Raw genomic sequence first — 16,918 nt, forward strand, 5'->3', positions numbered from 1 at the left:
ATTAGAAGATGTCTCCTAAAAATACGCCTAAAGATAGATAGAAGATCTATCCAGAGCATGGTGCTAGACACTCTAGATATTGAATTTCGGCCGTTTGGGACATCCTTAAAGCTTCGATGAATGCTGGAAAGAAAGGTTAACTTCTAATTAAGTATCGATTAATTTAAAGGCAGAGAACCTTAAAGAGGAATTAATCCAATTTAAGGCAGGGTTAGTACTAACCATCCTGACGACTCGTAAGCTTACTTCCCATCAGCTGGTAGACCCACCAGAAACGGTTGTCAAAGTAGCGAGGCGTTTATATGAGTTGACTTTCATTCACTGTTTTTGAGAGCTAAAAAAAATGGTCAGTTTCATTCCTTCCAAGCAATTAACTAATCCACAGACTGTCTTACCTGAGCAGCTCGTGGAAGCCTTGGCCCATGAAACCCCCTTAGCCTTTCAAAATGTTGAGCCCTTTCGCCGAAAATCTGCTTTGGCTGATGGCTCTCAAAAGTTCCTCCTCCGAAATCAGGAAGGTAAACCTGTTGCTGTTGCCCACTGGGCTTCGCCCTATGCTCCTCATTCCGTACGGGAGGCGATCGCGCGTGTCAATTCCGCAAAACAGGCCGTCGGAGCATCCCTGGCTCCCCACATTCTTGGTCCCGTCGGGCATGGCAACGTACAAGGTTCTAGTTTCGGAGTTTTTCAGTATCAATATCCGCTCTCAGAGAATAAGTTTTTCTGGCCAGTACAGCGAGCTCAAATCACGCCTCATCTGTTGCAATTCCTTCAGGAAGTTGCCCGTGTAACTCAGGTACCTGTTCCAACCTCTGAAATTGAAACCAAATTTGCAGCGCCATTACAGCACCTGAGCTTAATGGAAGAAGTGCCAGGAGAAATCCGTACGGCAGCGGCACAAGCCTTGTGCCGTCTAGAACGGGGTCTATGGGCTCCCCGGTATGTACTAATGCATGGGGATTTTTGGAAAGGAAATGTGTTGTTGACCCAAAAACAACCTCCAGAACCCAAGTTTGTTCTAATCGATTGGGCTGGTTCAAAGGTGCAAGGCTACGCTATCTTCGACCTGATTCGCATGGCTGCATCCTTTAAAGTAAAACCCAAACGCTTGGGCGAAAATGTAGCAGCTCACTGTCAGATCTTAGGTTGTGACATTCGTGATGCTAAGTCCTATCTGCTTGCAGCCGGAGGTCATTTTGCTCTCAACTTGGGATGCTTTCCTTTAGAAAGATTTGTCTGCATGATGCAAGCATCTGTAAAAGACTTGGATAAAGCGCTCGCAGCTACAGAAGTAAACTAGACTTCCTGCGTAAATTGTTGCGCGGCTTCGCTGGGCAACAATTTACGCCCTCAAAAACTAATTTATGCAGGAGATCTACTAGGTATAGTGAACTTGCGTAAATCCTATTGCGCTGGAATTAGATATTCTACCTCTAGACACCAAACTTGCTGTAATAGCTTGAGGCAAGCGAATAGTCACTCAACCAGGTATAGTCTTCCGGAGAATCCGATAACCACCGTTCAAGTAACTCACCTGCTTTAACTGGAATTTGAAGCTCTTTCCAAGCTGTGGCTGAGTTAAACGACAGCTTCTGGTAAAGCAGTGGATCTGAAAGAGTCTGCTTAATCTTTGCAGCTAAATCATCCGAATTACCGGATGAGAAAATGGTGGCGTTAACACCATGAATCAAACGGCTTTGGAACATAGGATGATCAGAAGCAACAATTGGAGTACGGGAACATAGCCCTTCATAAATGGTCATCGGTAACCCTTCAGGATAATCATGACGGCTAGGGACCAAAACTAGATCGGCTTGCCGCATCAGATTCAGTACCTCCTTGTTAGGAACTGTCCCCAAAAAATTCACCCATTCCTCGATTTCTAGTTCTTTAATCCGATCTTTGAATTGCTCAGTACCACAGCCACTTCCTACAAGTTGAAGCGATACCGGTAGTCCAGACAATCTCAGTTTTTTTAGTGCGTTCAGAACATCTCCTACTCCTTTAGCTTCAGAGATTTGCCCAACAAAGATAAGTGTGTAGGGATTCCTATGATCAGGTAATTCTTTTGGAGAGAAGTCTTCTGGAGTCGTCTGATGAGGCCAGTCCCAAGGGATGACTTTTTGGGGATTGACGCCTATTTGCTTCAACATAATCGAAGAATTCAGGCCATGGTTTCCTACCCACTCAACCCAACGATTATTTAACAGACGAGCTAAACGGAAATTTCGAATGCGATCGCGAAACCCATTCATTGTGAAAGAGTCTGCCAGCACAGCCATTGTTTTAACCTGATTTTTAATCGCCCACTTCAACAACCATCGGTCAGGCAGACAAACAACTAAATGTGTTGGATTTTGTTGCTCAATTAGAGTCTTCAACAGAGCTCGATCAAACTTATTTTCAGGCTTTAATCCAGCTCCGATCGCTCGTACACCGTTGTCTAATAACTCGCTATAGGGCTCATCAGTCATATAACAAAGATGAGCAATTGATTCTACACGACGGCTTAGCTCAGCAAATGTATCGACGGAGTAACGTTGGGCATAATAAGTCTCTTCACCACCCAAAGCGAACCGTTCTACCGCTTCGCGATAATCCCCTGCGTAAGAAATTTTAAGGAGACGAATTTTAGAGTTAGGCATTAGTGATAGACCCTATAGAGGAGAGTTCATAATTGAAAGAATTCGAACACCCTGACGTAGCTACATCTCCAAGTAAGGAGTTTACCCACGAAGTAACCTATTCAATAAGGGCAATCCTATATTTGATAGAAATAGGGCTCAGTCTAAAATTTCAATGCTTAAAAAGCCCCGACGAAGGGAATATCAGAACATTCTTCCTAAACATATTAAAAAGCTACAATAGCAGACAGATTACTTATTTCCAGGTCTCAATTAACACCTCAACTCCTTACAGAAGGGATATACCTTCCGTCTGAGTCATTTTTTCCTGTTTACTATTTAAAGAATTGCATTTTCAGCCCATTATATAGCGCTGTGAACGTTGATTCAGTACGGTGACAAGGAGCGCCCTGTGCATCGCTCGCTCTGTTTCCGTGCCTAACGCACTATATCGCAGCCAAATTATATCGAGTCTCGTTGAACAACCGTAACATGGAGTGGCACAGCATAAAGTGCCACTCCATGTTATAAATGGCTTACCCATTAGTGTTATGGATGGCCGTTTCAGTTGCCACTTATACCACTAATACAGCACTTTCCAAACTGGTGAGATACGAGAAATGGATGCGGGACAAAGTCCTACATCCATTTCTCGTATCTCACCAGTTTGGGAGACATCTAACCTTGCTACGGTTGTTCAGCCGCGTGTCTTGTCCCCAACGGAGCACTGTATATCTAAATAGCCCTTCCCATTTGAAGGGAGGGCTATTTAGATGGAAGGCAGTTTTAAGCTGTCATCAAAATAGAGGCAGCGGCAGCAACGCCAGCTCCTTTCTCAAACTGCTCGTAACCAAGCTCTAACAGGGTTGCTTCCAGGGCGCTAACAGCCGTGAGAATGTCGCGATCGCACACAAAACCCAAATGCCCTACCCGGAAAATCTGTCCCTTCAAGTGGTCCTGACCACCGGCCAGTAGAATGGCATAGCGCTTTTTCATGATGCTGCGAATTTGCTCAGCATCAACCCCAGCAGGAGCTACAGCAGTGATCGCCGGACTGGCCGCTGTATCCGCTGCAAAGAGAGGCAGCCCGATAGCACGCATAGCCGCACGGGTAGCATCCTTCTGGCGATGGTGACGAGCAAAGATATTCTCCAGGCCCTCTTTCTGCATCATGTCTAGAGCCACCTTCAGGCCATAGAACAGGTTCACCGGAGGAGTAAAAGGAGTCGTATTCTTGAGCTGATTTTTGTGGTACTTGCCCAGATCCAGGTAGAACTTCGGCAGAGTAGCTGTTTTGTAGGCTTCCCATGCTTTGTCACTCACCGCAACAAAGCCTAAGCCAGGAGGCAGCATATAGCCCTTTTGAGAACCCGAAGCAACAACATCCAAGCCCCACTCATCCATCGGAACACTGGTAGCACCCAGGCTGGTGACAGAGTCCACCATCATGAGTGCACCATGAGCTTTGACATAGCCGCTGATGGTTTGCAGGTCGTTCAATACTCCAGTAGACGTTTCGCTGTGAGTAACAACAACCGCTTTAATCTGCTTGTCGGTATCCGCTTCCAGACGGGTGCGGAATTCCTCAGGATTCAGAGGTTTGCCCCATTCAGCAGTCACTTGCTCTGCGGCCAGACCGTAGGCTTGGGCAACTTTGGCCCAGCGATCGCCAAACTTCCCGTTGTTACCAACGAGAATGCGATCGCCTGCGCTCAGAAAGTTGATGATTCCAGCTTCCATCGCGCCAGTACCACTGGAAGCCAACACCAAAACCTCGTTCTGAGTCTGGTGCAGCCACTTGAGTTGGTCACGCACCTCCGCTATTAGCGCTTCAAAATCTTTGCTGCGATGGCCGATGGGGTGCTTTGCCATGGCCAGTAGCACGGGTTCCGGTACCGGAGTGGGACCGGGAATCATCAGCATCAACTTACTATCCATTCGCTTTATCCTGCCTTCCGTCAAATGAGGGGTGTGTAAGCTTCGTCCGTGGGATTTTGTAGCGCTTGCAACACATCCTCCAGAATGCCATAAGAGGGGAGGCATTGCCGAAGGATGACGAACCGAAAGTCATCGGATCACAAAAATCAAATACAACCGAAATCGAACGAATGTGGGGAACTAGCCTGGTGGGCCAGTTCCCCACACTCGTCTGACCCGAGTTTCCTTTCATGATGAGTATGTTTTTTCCAGCGCAAAACCATCGGTTTCACACTCAAGAACATACCCTTTATTGGGTGTGGAGTGCGTACAAAACAGAATCGTTTTATTCTTTGATGAAGATCCCCTGACAAAAGGCATCACAATGAGATTTCCACGCATTTAGATTAGGGCGGATTACTTTGACAAGCCGTGTCCCGAGTGAATAGGCTCAGATCTTGCACTAAGGAGGTTTCTGCATAAGAATTTACCCAGGATGTTGGTGTTTTGCCCGCGAAGCGGCCAAAACACCAACATCCTGGGGGGTAATTTCATTGCTGGAAATCTCCTAAAACCCAGAAGGGAAATTTTTCTGCCACTTAGTCATAAAAAATCACCCTTCTCAGTTTTGGTTTTGAAGCCGTACAGGATGTGAGTAGGGCTATGAATATAGCGTCACTCTACCTTTGGAGGAGTACGGTAACTGCGGCGACGCAACAAAAAATCAGGCAACTCTAGTGCATTCAGCCGGGGCATGGGATAGGTCGTAAGGGCTTGGGAACCGTCTTCCCCGGGAAGCGCTGCAAACTCCACTACAGCTAACAACTCAGAGAACAGGGCACTCAAAGTTGGGGTATCCCGATCATTGGCTAAAAATTGCAGTTGCAATTCTTCGAGCAATTCTTGTAGGCGCAGAATTTGATGCTGGCTGGTCAGGTATTGGTCTTTCCAATGCTGAATGGTTGCTTCGTATTCCCCGATCTGACGAGCCTGGTAAAAGACCTGTTCCTGCAACTCGGCAGTCTGGCGTTCCAGGGAAGCTACCCGATGTTGATGGCGATCGCTCTCCCGTTCCACCTCCCGATGTCGCTGTTGCGACAAAGCCAGTTGTCGTAGTTGACGAGCCAGTTCAATTTCCAGTTCTTCGACTTTAATTTGGGCGCGGGCTAAGTCTTGCCCGAGGGTAGCGATCGCCCGATTCTGACGCATTAACGCTCGCTGCGAATTGGTACGGTTCGGACGCTCAGGCTGGATACTGTAAGCTTCCTTGAGCTGCCCCTGCAAGTCGACGATTACCGCCTCGTGCTGGTCAAAGGCAACAGAAAGTTCTTGAATCCGTTCATGAGCCAGCAGCAGTTGCTCCTGTAATCGATGGGCCAGTTCCCGGCTTTGCTCCGCCTGCTGCTGCACATCGGCCAGTCGACGGGGAAGATCATCAGGCTCAGTGGCCGTAATCCCCAAGATCCGGTCTTCCCGCAAACGTCGAGTACTGGCCTGAGCTTCACTCAGAGGTGGAATGGGGGAGGAGGGCGATGGTAAAGCCGTATGGGGTGAGGAGATGTCACGAGCAGCAGCCAGGTGACTCTCAATAAGACATTGCTGTTGTTGAACACGAAGCCGAAGGCGGGCGATCGCCTGCTGTTGCACACAGGCAAACTTTTCGGTGGCGGCTAACTGGGCCTCCAAAAATGTCTGCTCCTCCAGCTTCAGGCGCATCTCGCTAATGGAGGCCAAAGCTTGGTCCAAGGCTTGTTCTAATTCCTGGATCCGGGTGGTGCGATCGCGTTGTTGCCGCCGAGCCAGCTGCACTTCCCGCAAAAGCGCACGATACTCTGCCGCATCTACCGTCAGTTCCGAAGTACTGACACGATGGGTTTCCTCAGCTAAACCAGGGATGATCGCTGAAGTTAGAGGGGATGAATCGGGTTGCACCGCCAAGGTCTCCCGTATTTCAACTTTTACTCAGTCTATCGGATGTCTCTGATGGATGCTAAGCCCTAGAATCGAAGCTTCCCGGAGGAAATTCGCGGGAAATGGTTTTAATCTCCCTATTATGGATGCTGAAGCCAAAATTTAGATTACGTAAGGCTTACTCAAATTTGCTGTATCGAATGCATTCTTGTTGAGTGTGCCATGTTTCATACGGTTTGCTCAACAATATGGCGTCAGGCGTATTTGAGAAATTGCCTTTTTCATCGGAAATTACTGTATAGATTTTGAGATGTAATGAACGCAGCGCATCTTTCAAATCTATTTCAGAAATTATGCTAAGAACGCTTTATATCGTGAATGCTTCTGGGCCTCGCTTAAACCTTGAGAGGGGCCAGAGACCCCTCCTAAAGCGCTTGATAAAACCTTAAGCGGAGTGAGGCATATCTGTTGGGGCAGCAGGCAAACCACTCTCGTTTATAGACCAGCGGAAATCAATCGGAATGTGGGCCTGCTGACACGATTGTTCTAGGTACTTCTGTTGGCTGAGGGCCTTACGTAGCGTCACAATGAGTTCGTGTAACTGATCTTGTTGCCGGGGATGCTGGCGCACGGCCTGGCTCGTCTGACGTTCGAGTAATTGAAGCAACAACTCGTAATGGATGTGGGACGGAAGAGGGATGGGTTCCATTAAACCAGGTGACAACGGTATAGGGGGACGCAAGTGGGGGCCATTGACCAAGACAAACCCCAAAAAAGCATGTCCGACAATAGCCCCTTCTATTATTGTTCAGGAAGCTATGAAAAGCGTAGCGATCGCCGCACCTGGATCGGCCTGCTTCACCAAAGATTCACCAATCAACACGGCAGTGGCCCCAGCCTGTTGTACCCGCTGAAGATCAGCAGGGCTATGGAGTCCTGATTCGCTGACCGCGAGGATCTGGCGATCGCGTAACGTCTCCCCATACTGGTCCAGCAGGTCTTCAGTCGTTTTCAAGTCCACCGAAAAGTCTTCCAGATTGCGGTTGTTGATCCCCAATAGAGCAACCCCATCGAGGTGCAATACCCGCTCCAGTTCGGCAGCGGTATGCACCTCGATTAAGGCAGTCATACCCAGAGCTGCAGTGATTTTGAGGAAATATTGCAGGTCTTTGTCTGACAAAATAGCGGCAATCAACAGCACGGCATCTGCGCCATGCACCCGAGCCCGGTAGAGCTGGTAAGGATAGATGATGAAATCTTTACAGAGCAGGGGCACATCTGTGGCCTGACGGATTTGCAGCAAGTAATCCATGCTGCCCTGGAAAAACTCGCTGTCCGTTAGCACAGAGATACAGCTCGCACCACCAGCCTGGTAAGACTGGGCGATCGCCACCGGATCAAAGTTTTCACAGATGATCCCTTTGCTTGGGGAAGCTTTTTTCACCTCAGCAATCAAGGCGGGCTGAGTTTTACCTGCCTTCAGGGCAGCGGCAAAATCTCTTACCGGGGGAGCACTCGCCAGTTGCCCCTGAAGCTGTTGTAGAGGTTGGCGCTCCCGCAGTTGATCGACTTCCGCTTCCTTGTGCCAAACAATCTTCTCTAGAATGTGGCGCGGCTCAGCATCGGGCACTTTCACCTGATATCGCAACGTTTCTACCGCGACAGCGGGATTAGGAGGACGACGACGAATTTCCATAGATCGGGGATAAAGGGTGGATGAATAAGGGTGTAGCAAGGTAGATGCGTAAGGGAGTAGCTGGACAGAAGGGGAGAGAGGTAAGAATGCCAACGGTTGGTCGGCACTCATCCACTGCCCCACTCATTTATCCATCTACTCCCCCACCTACTCTGCTACTTAATGCACACCGGCTGCTTTCTTGAAGGCCTCATCCAGCACTTCAGAGAGAGTGGGATGGGTATGAACCATAAAGGATAGGTCGTGAACAGAGCGGCGTTGAGCGATCGCATTCGCCGCTTCCTGAATCAGATCCGAAGCGTGCAGGCCCAGGATATGAACCCCTAACACTTCCCCCGTATCCTCCCGGAAGATCACCTTCGCCAAACCTTCCGTCTCCCCTTCCGCCAGAGCCTTGGAGTTACCCTTGAAGTAAGAGCGGGAGCTGGCTACGGTAAAGCCTTCCTGCTTGCCCACCTCTTGAGCGGCGGGCTCCGTCATCCCTACAAAGCTCACCTCGGGATGGGTAAAGGCGGCAGCCGGGATGCTGCGATAATCAACTTCGCGCGATCGCCCACAGATGTTTTCTACAGCCACAATTCCCTGAGCCGATGCGGCATGGGCCAGCATCATCTTGCCGGTAGCATCCCCAATGGCCCACAGATGCGGCACGGGTTCTCCAGCAGCCAGCACGGCCATCTGGTCATTCACAGGAATGAAGCCACGGCGATCCAGTTCTGCACCGACCGTCTCCAAGCCCAAGTCTTTTGTGGCAGGAATGCGCCCAGTCGCGACTAAGCAGGCATCCACCTCAATAACGTCCACCACTTCCTTCGTCTTGGCATCGGCCAGCTCAATCCGTACGGGAGAACCCGGGATAACCTTCTTGGCCAACACACCCACACGAGTTTCCATATCTCGTGGTGCGATCAGAACCCGCTGGGCAATCTTGGCGATGTCAGGGTCAAATCCGGGCATCAGTTGGTCGAGAGCCTCGATCATCGTGACTTCGGATCCTAAAGCGGTGTAGACATCAGCAAACTCCAGGCCGATGTAGCCACTACCAATGACAGCCACCCAGTTGGGCACCCAGTCTAGCCGTACAGCATCATCGCTGGTAAATACAGTCCGTCCATCCAACTCAATACCCGGGGGCACAAAGGGAACAGACCCCGGAGACAGCATGATGTCTCTACCCGTAATAACCTTCTCACCCTCAGGAGTGGTAATGCTGACCTTTTGGGGAGCCGCCAGTTTCGCCCGCCCCTGAATCGTATCGACCCCCAGGCGTTTCAGACTATTGGTTAGGTCAGAACGAATTTTGCTCACCAAATTGAGAGCGTGGTTCGCGATCGCCTCCCGGTCATAGGACAAGTTCTGAAGCTGAATTCCCATCGCTTTCAGATGATGGGCATCCCGCAGTTCTCGTACGCGCCCGGAGGCAGCCAGTAGTGCCTTCGAGGGGATACAACCCCGATTCACACAGGTACCACCCATGTCACCTGCTTCAATGATGGCGGTCTTCAGCCCACAGCTAACCGCGTGGAGAGCGGCCCCATGGCCTCCCACTCCGGCCCCGATAATGATCAGATCGTAATCAAATCCTTCACTCACTTCCCCGCTCCCTCGACGTGTCGTTCACTCAAACAGTCAAAATTTCAGTCTAGTTACAATTTTCGGTGTTGAGGGGCTTTCAGACAACTGCACTGTTGAATTGCCGGTAGCCGATGGCATCCTACAGCACTTTTCAAGGGCTTAAAATCTGGTTGTTTTTACGAGAGCCGCGCTCCACACAGCTCTCACAAAAACAACCATGGCTGATTCAAGCGCAAAGCGCTATGAGTGGAGCAGGGTTACCTTGCCGAAGTAGCAGATTCCCCTCCTCATTTTTTTTAGAATAGTAAATCTTCCATACAAAAAGGCCCGAGAAAATTAATTACCGTCCCGATAGCGGCGACGGCAACCACTCAAAATGCCTGAATTTTGCGTAGAAACACTGGGATTGATCTGGCCAATTTGGCCGCCTATCACCTCTTACAGATGGGCTTTTGAAGAGGAGTTATTAAACTGTTAAAAAATCTCCGGGGTTTTGCCCTGTTTGATTAGAGAATAAGTTCCCTTTAATAAGGAATAGGAAGCGATCGGAAGATTTCTTTTTCTCTGGAATCAGTTGTTTCAAGAACGTTTCCCTTTTTAGGTTTTAGGTTCTATCCCCTCAGGCAAACCCAGGAGTTGCAGTTATGAAGCAAGCCCCAAGAGAGATACGGCGGGAAGCAGCACGCGCCTTTATGGAGTCGCTAAATGCCCTGGAAAACCGTCTGAGTAGTGAGCCCGGGGAAAGTACTCGTCCAGCTTCGACCAAGCCTGTTCAGCCAACATCATCTCCTCAGGTAAATGACATCCCAATCCTTGCAAAAGAGTTTGAGGAAGCTGTCGCTGATATTGAACAAAACAGCCAAAGCTGAGAGTCTTCTAAGCGTTTCACTTGAGGGAAACTTGGCCATTCGACCAGCACCTGAAGCCCAGGGAGTAAGACTATTTTTTAGTACCCATACGTACTAAAAAATATCACTTCCGCTACTTCTAGGATGAGAGATTCATAATTTTTGGAGTGGGGTTAAGTGTGGCAGATGACACTTATCACACCTAACATCACTCCAAAAATCCTGCTCCACCAGGATGTTGTGAGATGAAAAGCTGGTAGTCAGCCCTTAGATCCCGATAAACCTAGTAGGCTACGGCCTAAGTTCGTTGCCTATTTTTTGTGGTGGGGTGCGAAGCACCCCACCACAAAAAATAGGTTATACCCTTCTGACCCAGCCTACTAGTGAGACTTCAGCGATCGCTGACGCTGTGCTTCATATACGAGAAGGGCAGCGGCGATCGCCACATTCAGTGACTCTACCCCTGCTGCCAGAGGTATTTTGACCCCAACATCGGCCAGGGCGACTACGTCTGCTGACAATCCTGCCCCTTCATTGCCCAGCAGAAACAGAGAAGGTCGTGTCAGATCCACGTCCCAGTAAGTTGCGGTAGCTGTGGGTAGCGTTGCGATTACCTGCATCCCCAACGCTTGACATTGCCGCAATTGCCCTGGCAAATCCGCCGTTACAGCCATCGGCAGGCGGAACCACTGCCCTGCTGTGGATCGCAGCACCTTTGGGTTTTCCAGATCGACGCTGTCCTGGGTCAGCCACAGACTATCAACACCAGCCGCCGCAGCCGTACGAATGATGGTGCCCAGGTTTCCAGGGTCTTGCAAAGTTTCCAGGGCAAGCCCCAGGGTTGGGGCCGGTGGAATGGATTGGGGAGCCTGACGGGGCGCTGTGGCAACAATCCCATCGGGACTAACGGTCGTAGCGATCGCCTCCAGCACAGCCTCACTCACCAGTTCAAGGCGCTGAGCCTGGTGTTCCAGATAGGCCCAGAGGTCGGGATGGCGATCGCGCCACTCTGGGGTGCAGCATACCGTCTCTACAGAAAACCCTGCCGCCCGTGCTTCCTCCAACAGGTGTGTCCCCTCCAGCAAAAACAAACCCGTTTCCCGACGGGCTTTACTGCGATGCAGTTTCCGCATCTGCTTAACTAAGGGGTTTTGCAGGCTGGTTAACATGATCGATTGACAAAAGCGCAAGTCTACGCGACAGCAACACTAAAATTACTTTATCTAGAGAAAAGCTCAGACCAGGCGAGTTGATAATTCTGCTCTCGAAGCAATATCTCAGGTCAAGCACAAGCCTTACAACAATTTCAGCTAGCTAGAACAGTAAATATTAAGAAATTTGATATTTCTTTCAAAACTACCCAAAATGATAAGAGATTTCTCTACTTCGGCTTGTCGCAAAGTTCCGACTAGTACCCAGGCTGGAGAGAAACCTGCCAAAAAGAAATCCCCTAGACCATCAACTCGAAAGTTAAAGCCGGGGATTCTTTAAGGCAATGATTTATGCGGAACCCGGGACTTGAACCCGGAAGTCTTTGCAGACACTAGAACCTGAATCTAGCGCGTCTACCAATTCCGCCAGTTCCGCATGTGTTTTGCAGCACCGTTTGGCTTTGCATCACGATTTACCATTGTGCGGCATGAGCCCCTGCCTGTCAACAGGCAGTCGAAAGTTTTTTTTCCAGAATCGCCTGAGTCGCGCTAACCTGGCCTTGCAAGAGGCACAACTAAGCCTGGACAACCCAGGGGTTTCCGGTAGAATCAAAACCGTCGTGGGCGATAGCAGACGGCGTCATCCGGGATTACTTAGCCCTAGAGCCTGTTTACGCGAGTTTTGGAGGACAAACCTATCATTCGGCCTAACACTTCACTCAACCATTCTTCATCTGCCGAGGGTGCGGATGTCCTGCGAATCTGGGGGCAGCACCCCCTCTCCGGCGAAGTTCGTATTAGTGGTGCCAAAAACTCTGCGCTGGTTGTGATGGCCGGGGCTGTGCTGTGTCCTCAAGACTGTCGAATTCGCAATGTTCCGAATCTGATGGATGTAGCCCGGATGGGCGAGATTCTGGAATCTCTTGGAGTCAAGGTCAAGCGAACTGGCGACACTTTAGATATCGACGCCCGTCACATTGGTCAATCAAAAGCGCCTTATGAGCTGGTCAGCCAGCTGCGGGCCAGTTTCTTCGTGATTGGTCCATTGCTGGCGCGGCTCGGGGTTGCCCGAGTCCCCCTGCCAGGCGGCTGTGCAATCGGGGCACGGCCTGTGGACTTGCATGTGCGCGGCTTACAAAGCATGGGTGCCGAAATCCAGATCGATCAGGGCACGGTTTACGCCTGCATACCCGGATCTGGTGCCCGGCTGAAAGGAGCACGAATCTACATGGATTACCCCAGTGTAGGTGCTACAGAAACGCTGATGATGGCGGCTACCCTGGCTGATGGGGAAACTATCCTCGAAAATGCTGCCCAGGAACCTGAAGTCGTCGACCTGGCAAACTTCTGCCGAGCCATGGGGGCAAAAATTCGGGGTGCTGGCACCAACACCATCGTCATCTCAGGCGTCCCTAACCTACATTCGGTTGATTACTCCATCATTCCCGACCGGATTGAAGCCGGGACGTTTTTGGTTGCCGGTGCGATTACGCGATCGCCCATTACCATTACCCCCGTAGTACCCGACCATATTGCAGCGGTTGTCGCCAAACTACAGGCGATTGGTACCGAAGTCGTTGCCGAAGCTCCTAACCGCCTGCGGCTGGTGCCCGGAAATGAGCGTCGAGCTACGGATATCGAAACCCTACCCTATCCGGGTTTTCCGACCGATATGCAGGCCCAATTTACGGCACTCCTCGCGGTAAGCGAAGGCAACAGCGTGATCACCGAGACCGTATTTGAGAACCGTCTGCGTCATGTGGCAGAACTCAATCGTATGGGAGCTGACATTCGGGTGAAGGGCAGCAATGCCATCATCCGGGGTGTACCCTTCCTGACGGGTGTACCTGTGGATGCGAGTGACCTGCGAGCTTCCGCAGCCCTCGTCATTGCAGGCTTAGCAGCGCAGGGAATGACCACCATTCGCGGTCTGCACCATCTTGACCGGGGCTATGACAATCTGGAGGAAAAACTCCGCCGACTAGGAGCTAGAGTCCAACGGGTGCGGGATGATGTTCCGGTAGAAGAAGTGGTTTCCAACGCCTAGTTGCGCTATTCAGACTAGAAGTAGTGCGGTGCAAAGTACCGCACTGCTTTGTCATAGATCTACCCAGTTTGCGAATTATCCAAGGGGGGATAGGGCGCGATCGCCTCAAATGCAGGACAGTAGCCTTCAGGACTGACGCGGAAGCCATGGAGCGGTGATGCCTGGTTCCAACAGCGTTGGCCTCGGCAGTATTGGCAATTTTGGCAACACTCTGTGTCTGTGGGAAGCAGGCGATCGCGGTTGCGGTTCAGAACTTCTCGCTGGAGGACAGTGCGAATGACTAGTTCTTCGCCTTGCCAACGGGCTTCAACAACCCCTGTATCAGCGAACTGGGCCCAACGCGGATCAGCCATCAGGGTTTCGGGAAGCTGGATTTGTACACCGGTTTCCGTTTCCAGAAGTTCACCCTGGTAGTGGTTATCTGGCGGGGCCGGTTGGATAAAGGTTTCACCAACCGGCAGGTCTACGAGCGTGCCGACCGAAGGCGTATGGAGTTGGTAACGGTTTTGTAGTTCTTCTAGACTGGTGAGATCGGCCAGATACGTCGGCGGGCCATGGAAGAAGACAACGTGCTGAGGCCGCAGATTGTGAATGAGCTGGGTTGTGCTGGGGCCATCGCAGTGTTCGCTAAGCAGGTAGGTCTCCAGAGTAAGCTGACCACTCTGGAGAGCGGTTGGAAGGGAAGGCGATCGCGCCGTCCCAGTGGAGAGGATAGACTGAGTCGGGTCGAACTCTCCGGGCTGATGTGATAGCAGGAGCAACCAGGGAAAGGCACTCGCTTCCAGGTATGGTTCTAAAGCAGCCTCACGATGGCTTAAGACAATGCAGGGTTTCGACGATGAGAGGGCCTTGGACAAATTGGTATTGGGGAGTAGGCGACGTACGTGAGGCCGCACACGCTCGTCCCAAAATAAGGGTTGATGACGGGCAAAGTTTTGGACAGAGCTGGGCAGGTGGGGAAGCAGCGACAGGTACGCATCACACCCGGCAGCAATCATGGGATCGACCCAAATATCGATGTCGCGCCCAGTGAAATGGTGGTGGCTCCGCAGCAACATGAGCAACTCTTGGCCCAAGCCTAAAGTTGCCGTTGGCAGCAGGACAGAATGCTGGTGGGCGATCGCTCGATCAATCAACTCCGCCAGGTGGTTTTCCTGCTGACGGCGACGCGGGTGTCGGGCCGTGCCATAGGTCCCTTCAACAATCAGCACATCAGGACGTAAGCCCCGTAGTTCTTCTAAGGGCAAACCATTAACCAGACGTGCATTGGAAAGCAGAAAATCGCCTGAGTAGAAAACGGTATAGGAGCGGTCACGCCCCTCATAGGTCAGTTGCAATGCCGCGGCTCCTGGCAGATGGCCAGCAGGAAAAAGCTCGACGGTAAAGCCGGGCAGGAATTCGACAGGCGATCGCCACGGCAATGCCTGCCCCATAGATGCCCCAACCTCCGAATCATCCAACCAATTCAGCGGCAGGAGTTGAGTCGTGGCCTCGCTGGCGTAGATAGGTAGTTTTGGAAAAAGCCGATGTAACTCCAGCAGACCTCGGGCGTGATCTGCATGGGCATGGGAACAGAACACCGCATCCACTGGGGGCATCCCCCTGGCTGATGCCAGGAGCGGTGTCAGGTCGGTAAGGCCACAATCCAGCAAAATGCGATAGTTGCCCATCCGAACCATGAGGCAGACCCCCTCATGAAGGGAGTCGACCCCGTAGGGTAAACAGGCCAGTTCAGTCACTGTTCTCGGTGATGCGATCGCCTACAACTTGTAGCTCTGTTACAACATGGTGTCTTTCGCAGGTTGACCCGTGAAAAACGCACGGCTAAACCGAAGGCTTAGTGGGCTGAGCCGTTGCCATGGTAGTTGTCAGTGTCGTAGAACCCATTGCGGGTGCCGAAGAACAGGCAGGCCAGAATAAAGATAGGCGTCAGACCGAGCAAAATAACTTTAACGTCCATGTATTAACCTCGTTGTCTCGCCCGGAAGCGAGAGGGAAAACGGCTCATTTTGAAGGAGACTTTGATGTAACACGAAGGGAACATACTGTACCCTCCGTCATTACTATACAATCCCTTTTTTAGACCGCAGGAGCGTCAATACGCCAACTTCCGGTAAGTTTTGTGAAAGGATGACGCCGCTGGGCTTTTATACAATCTACCGATTGTTATTGCCTACAGACATCGTTCTATGGCTGCATTCATGTTGACAAATATCTCTACCCCGCTAGATCCAAACTCTCCCATCGACACGGAATGGTTGTCGCGCTGTGCGACTGACGTTGCTCCAGACCTGCTGGGGTGTGTCCTCGTACGGCAGTGGTCGGATGGTAGTTGCATCCGTGGATTGATTGTCGAAACCGAAGCTTATATCCCTGGAGACCCTGCTTGCCATGCTTACCGTCGTCGCACCACTCGAAACGCTGTCATGTTCGGCCCACCAGGCTTTTCCTACGTTTATCTAATTTATGGAATATACCATTGCCTCAATGTGGTGACTGACCAGGATGGCGTTCCAAGTGCCGTACTCATTCGCGCTCTTCAGTTTGATAGCCTCCCCCCAGAGGCTCCTGTCCGTCAGGAAAAACTGAGCCGAGTAGGAGCCGGACCGGGCAAGCTCTGCCGCGCCCTTGGCATTAATCTCAGCCTGACCGCTCAACCCCTCAAACCCGGCGAACCCCTCTGGCTAGAGCATCGATCGCCCCAATGGCAACAGGCTCAGGAGGCGGGGGCGATCGCCATCACCCAAACAACCCGCATCGGGCTCACCCAGGGCACGGATCTCCCCTGGCGTTGGTACGTTACCGATTCTCCCGCAGTCTCACGCCGCTAAAAAAGCATGGTTGCCGGGTTGTGTGAGCAAAGCTCACACAACCCGGCAACCATGGAATTATGAAAATGTGTTTAGAGCATCTTCGGCTTCATATAGACAATAGCCGTGCGCCAAACAATGGTGGGTTGGTCGTAATGATCCACCACACAGATGCAGTTAGTATCCTGCCAGCGCATTTTTCCTGTAATGAGATCATTCGTAATCAGCTTCAGCTCAACTTCCTGCCCATCACGAATCAAGGTTTGAATTTGCCGGATGCTTGGTAAGCCAGTTTCCAGTTCCGTAGCCATAGGGGCGATCGCTCAACAACGAAATGTT

14 protein-coding genes and 1 tRNA gene are annotated in these 16,918 nt (G+C 51.1%); 4 read left to right on the plus strand and 11 right to left on the minus strand.

Features of this window, described 5'->3' with window-relative positions; genetic code table 11:
• The first annotated feature begins 343 nt into the window (after window positions 1-343).
• Entirely contained in the window at window positions 344-1,300 is a 957-nt protein-coding gene (locus NDI52_RS11030) for a phosphotransferase (RefSeq protein WP_190771396.1), read from the plus strand.
• Window positions 1,301-1,433: 133 nt separating this feature from the next.
• Here the strand turns inward: NDI52_RS11030 and NDI52_RS11035 are convergent, their stop codons facing one another.
• The 6 genes from NDI52_RS11035 to lpdA form a co-directional block, all read right to left on the minus strand.
• Window positions 1,434-2,645 (minus strand): glycosyltransferase, encoded by a 1,212-nt coding sequence (locus NDI52_RS11035; RefSeq protein WP_199307705.1) that lies wholly within the window; start codon window positions 2,643-2,645, stop codon window positions 1,434-1,436.
• Between the two features lie 765 nt (window positions 2,646-3,410).
• Window positions 3,411-4,562, minus strand: coding sequence for an alanine--glyoxylate aminotransferase family protein (locus NDI52_RS11040; RefSeq protein WP_190771395.1), 1,152 nt, complete (start codon window positions 4,560-4,562; stop codon window positions 3,411-3,413).
• 654 nt (window positions 4,563-5,216) lie between these two features.
• Window positions 5,217-6,473 carry a hypothetical protein gene (locus NDI52_RS11045; protein WP_190772051.1) on the minus strand — a complete coding sequence of 419 codons (1,257 nt, stop codon included), beginning with the start codon at window positions 6,471-6,473 and terminating at the stop codon, window positions 5,217-5,219.
• A 424-nt stretch (window positions 6,474-6,897) separates the two neighbouring features.
• The gene (locus NDI52_RS11050) at window positions 6,898-7,161 is read right to left on the minus strand and encodes a DUF5340 domain-containing protein (protein WP_190772050.1); all 264 of its coding nucleotides are present in this window, start codon (window positions 7,159-7,161) and stop codon (window positions 6,898-6,900) included.
• A gap of 99 nt (window positions 7,162-7,260) precedes the next feature.
• Window positions 7,261-8,148, minus strand: coding sequence for an indole-3-glycerol phosphate synthase TrpC (gene trpC / locus NDI52_RS11055; RefSeq protein ID WP_190772049.1), 888 nt, complete (start codon window positions 8,146-8,148; stop codon window positions 7,261-7,263).
• Between the two features lie 159 nt (window positions 8,149-8,307).
• Window positions 8,308-9,741: a dihydrolipoyl dehydrogenase gene (lpdA, locus tag NDI52_RS11060; protein ID WP_190772048.1), complete on the minus strand. Its 1,434-nt coding sequence runs from the start codon at window positions 9,739-9,741 to the stop codon at window positions 8,308-8,310.
• 626 nt (window positions 9,742-10,367) lie between these two features.
• Here lpdA and NDI52_RS11065 point away from each other — a divergent pair.
• The gene (locus tag NDI52_RS11065) at window positions 10,368-10,592 is read left to right on the plus strand and encodes a hypothetical protein (protein ID WP_190772047.1); all 225 of its coding nucleotides are present in this window, start codon (window positions 10,368-10,370) and stop codon (window positions 10,590-10,592) included.
• A gap of 359 nt (window positions 10,593-10,951) precedes the next feature.
• On the opposite strand, the gene NDI52_RS11070 is transcribed toward NDI52_RS11065, so the two are convergent.
• Both NDI52_RS11070 and NDI52_RS11075 read right to left on the minus strand, forming a co-directional pair.
• Window positions 10,952-11,740, minus strand: coding sequence for an RNA methyltransferase (locus tag NDI52_RS11070; RefSeq protein ID WP_190772046.1), 789 nt, complete (start codon window positions 11,738-11,740; stop codon window positions 10,952-10,954).
• A 334-nt stretch (window positions 11,741-12,074) separates the two neighbouring features.
• Window positions 12,075-12,158 (minus strand) — tRNA-Leu (locus tag NDI52_RS11075).
• A gap of 246 nt (window positions 12,159-12,404) precedes the next feature.
• On the opposite strand from NDI52_RS11075, the gene murA reads away from it, so the two are divergent.
• The gene (gene murA / locus NDI52_RS11080) at window positions 12,405-13,769 is read left to right on the plus strand and encodes a UDP-N-acetylglucosamine 1-carboxyvinyltransferase (RefSeq protein ID WP_190772045.1); all 1,365 of its coding nucleotides are present in this window, start codon (window positions 12,405-12,407) and stop codon (window positions 13,767-13,769) included.
• Window positions 13,770-13,828: 59 nt separating this feature from the next.
• On the opposite strand, the gene NDI52_RS11085 is transcribed toward murA, so the two are convergent.
• On the minus strand, window positions 13,829-15,448 hold the full coding sequence (locus NDI52_RS11085; protein WP_190772059.1) for an MBL fold metallo-hydrolase: 1,620 nt from the start codon (window positions 15,446-15,448) through the stop codon (window positions 13,829-13,831).
• Window positions 15,449-15,606: 158 nt separating this feature from the next.
• Window positions 15,607-15,729 carry a hypothetical protein gene (locus tag NDI52_RS11090; protein ID WP_277874385.1) on the minus strand — a complete coding sequence of 41 codons (123 nt, stop codon included), beginning with the start codon at window positions 15,727-15,729 and terminating at the stop codon, window positions 15,607-15,609.
• Window positions 15,730-15,958: 229 nt separating this feature from the next.
• Between NDI52_RS11090 and NDI52_RS11095 the strand changes: the two genes are divergently transcribed.
• Window positions 15,959-16,600, plus strand: a complete 642-nt coding sequence (locus tag NDI52_RS11095) for a DNA-3-methyladenine glycosylase (RefSeq protein WP_242035761.1) — start codon at window positions 15,959-15,961, stop codon at window positions 16,598-16,600.
• 71 nt (window positions 16,601-16,671) lie between these two features.
• Here the strand turns inward: NDI52_RS11095 and NDI52_RS11100 are convergent, their stop codons facing one another.
• Window positions 16,672-16,890: an RNA-binding protein hfq gene (locus NDI52_RS11100; RefSeq protein WP_190772044.1), complete on the minus strand. Its 219-nt coding sequence runs from the start codon at window positions 16,888-16,890 to the stop codon at window positions 16,672-16,674.
• Between the last annotated feature and the right edge of the window lie 28 nt (window positions 16,891-16,918).

This window comes from Leptolyngbya sp. PL-A3 (assembly GCF_039962325.1).
Taxonomy (GTDB): domain Bacteria; phylum Cyanobacteriota; class Cyanobacteriia; order Elainellales; family Elainellaceae; genus Vacuolonema.

Excerpts from the sequence above, each read along its gene's own strand:
- NDI52_RS11035 (WP_199307705.1), bottom strand. The coding sequence starts at position 2,645 with ATGCCTAACTCTAAAATTCGTCTCCTTAAAATTTCTTACGCAGGGGAT.
- NDI52_RS11065 (WP_190772047.1), top strand. The coding sequence starts at position 10,368 with ATGAAGCAAGCCCCAAGAGAGATACGGCGGGAAGCAGCACGCGCCTTT.
- NDI52_RS11095 (WP_242035761.1), top strand. The coding sequence starts at position 15,959 with ATGGCTGCATTCATGTTGACAAATATCTCTACCCCGCTAGATCCAAAC.
- NDI52_RS11030 (WP_190771396.1), top strand. The coding sequence starts at position 344 with ATGGTCAGTTTCATTCCTTCCAAGCAATTAACTAATCCACAGACTGTC.
- NDI52_RS11070 (WP_190772046.1), bottom strand. The coding sequence starts at position 11,740 with ATGTTAACCAGCCTGCAAAACCCCTTAGTTAAGCAGATGCGGAAACTG.
- NDI52_RS11090 (WP_277874385.1), bottom strand. The coding sequence starts at position 15,729 with ATGGACGTTAAAGTTATTTTGCTCGGTCTGACGCCTATCTTTATTCTG.
- NDI52_RS11100 (WP_190772044.1), bottom strand. The coding sequence starts at position 16,890 with ATGGCTACGGAACTGGAAACTGGCTTACCAAGCATCCGGCAAATTCAA.
- trpC (WP_190772049.1), bottom strand. The coding sequence starts at position 8,148 with ATGGAAATTCGTCGTCGTCCTCCTAATCCCGCTGTCGCGGTAGAAACG.
- NDI52_RS11050 (WP_190772050.1), bottom strand. The coding sequence starts at position 7,161 with ATGGAACCCATCCCTCTTCCGTCCCACATCCATTACGAGTTGTTGCTT.
- NDI52_RS11040 (WP_190771395.1), bottom strand. The coding sequence starts at position 4,562 with ATGGATAGTAAGTTGATGCTGATGATTCCCGGTCCCACTCCGGTACCG.
- NDI52_RS11085 (WP_190772059.1), bottom strand. The coding sequence starts at position 15,448 with ATGGTTCGGATGGGCAACTATCGCATTTTGCTGGATTGTGGCCTTACC.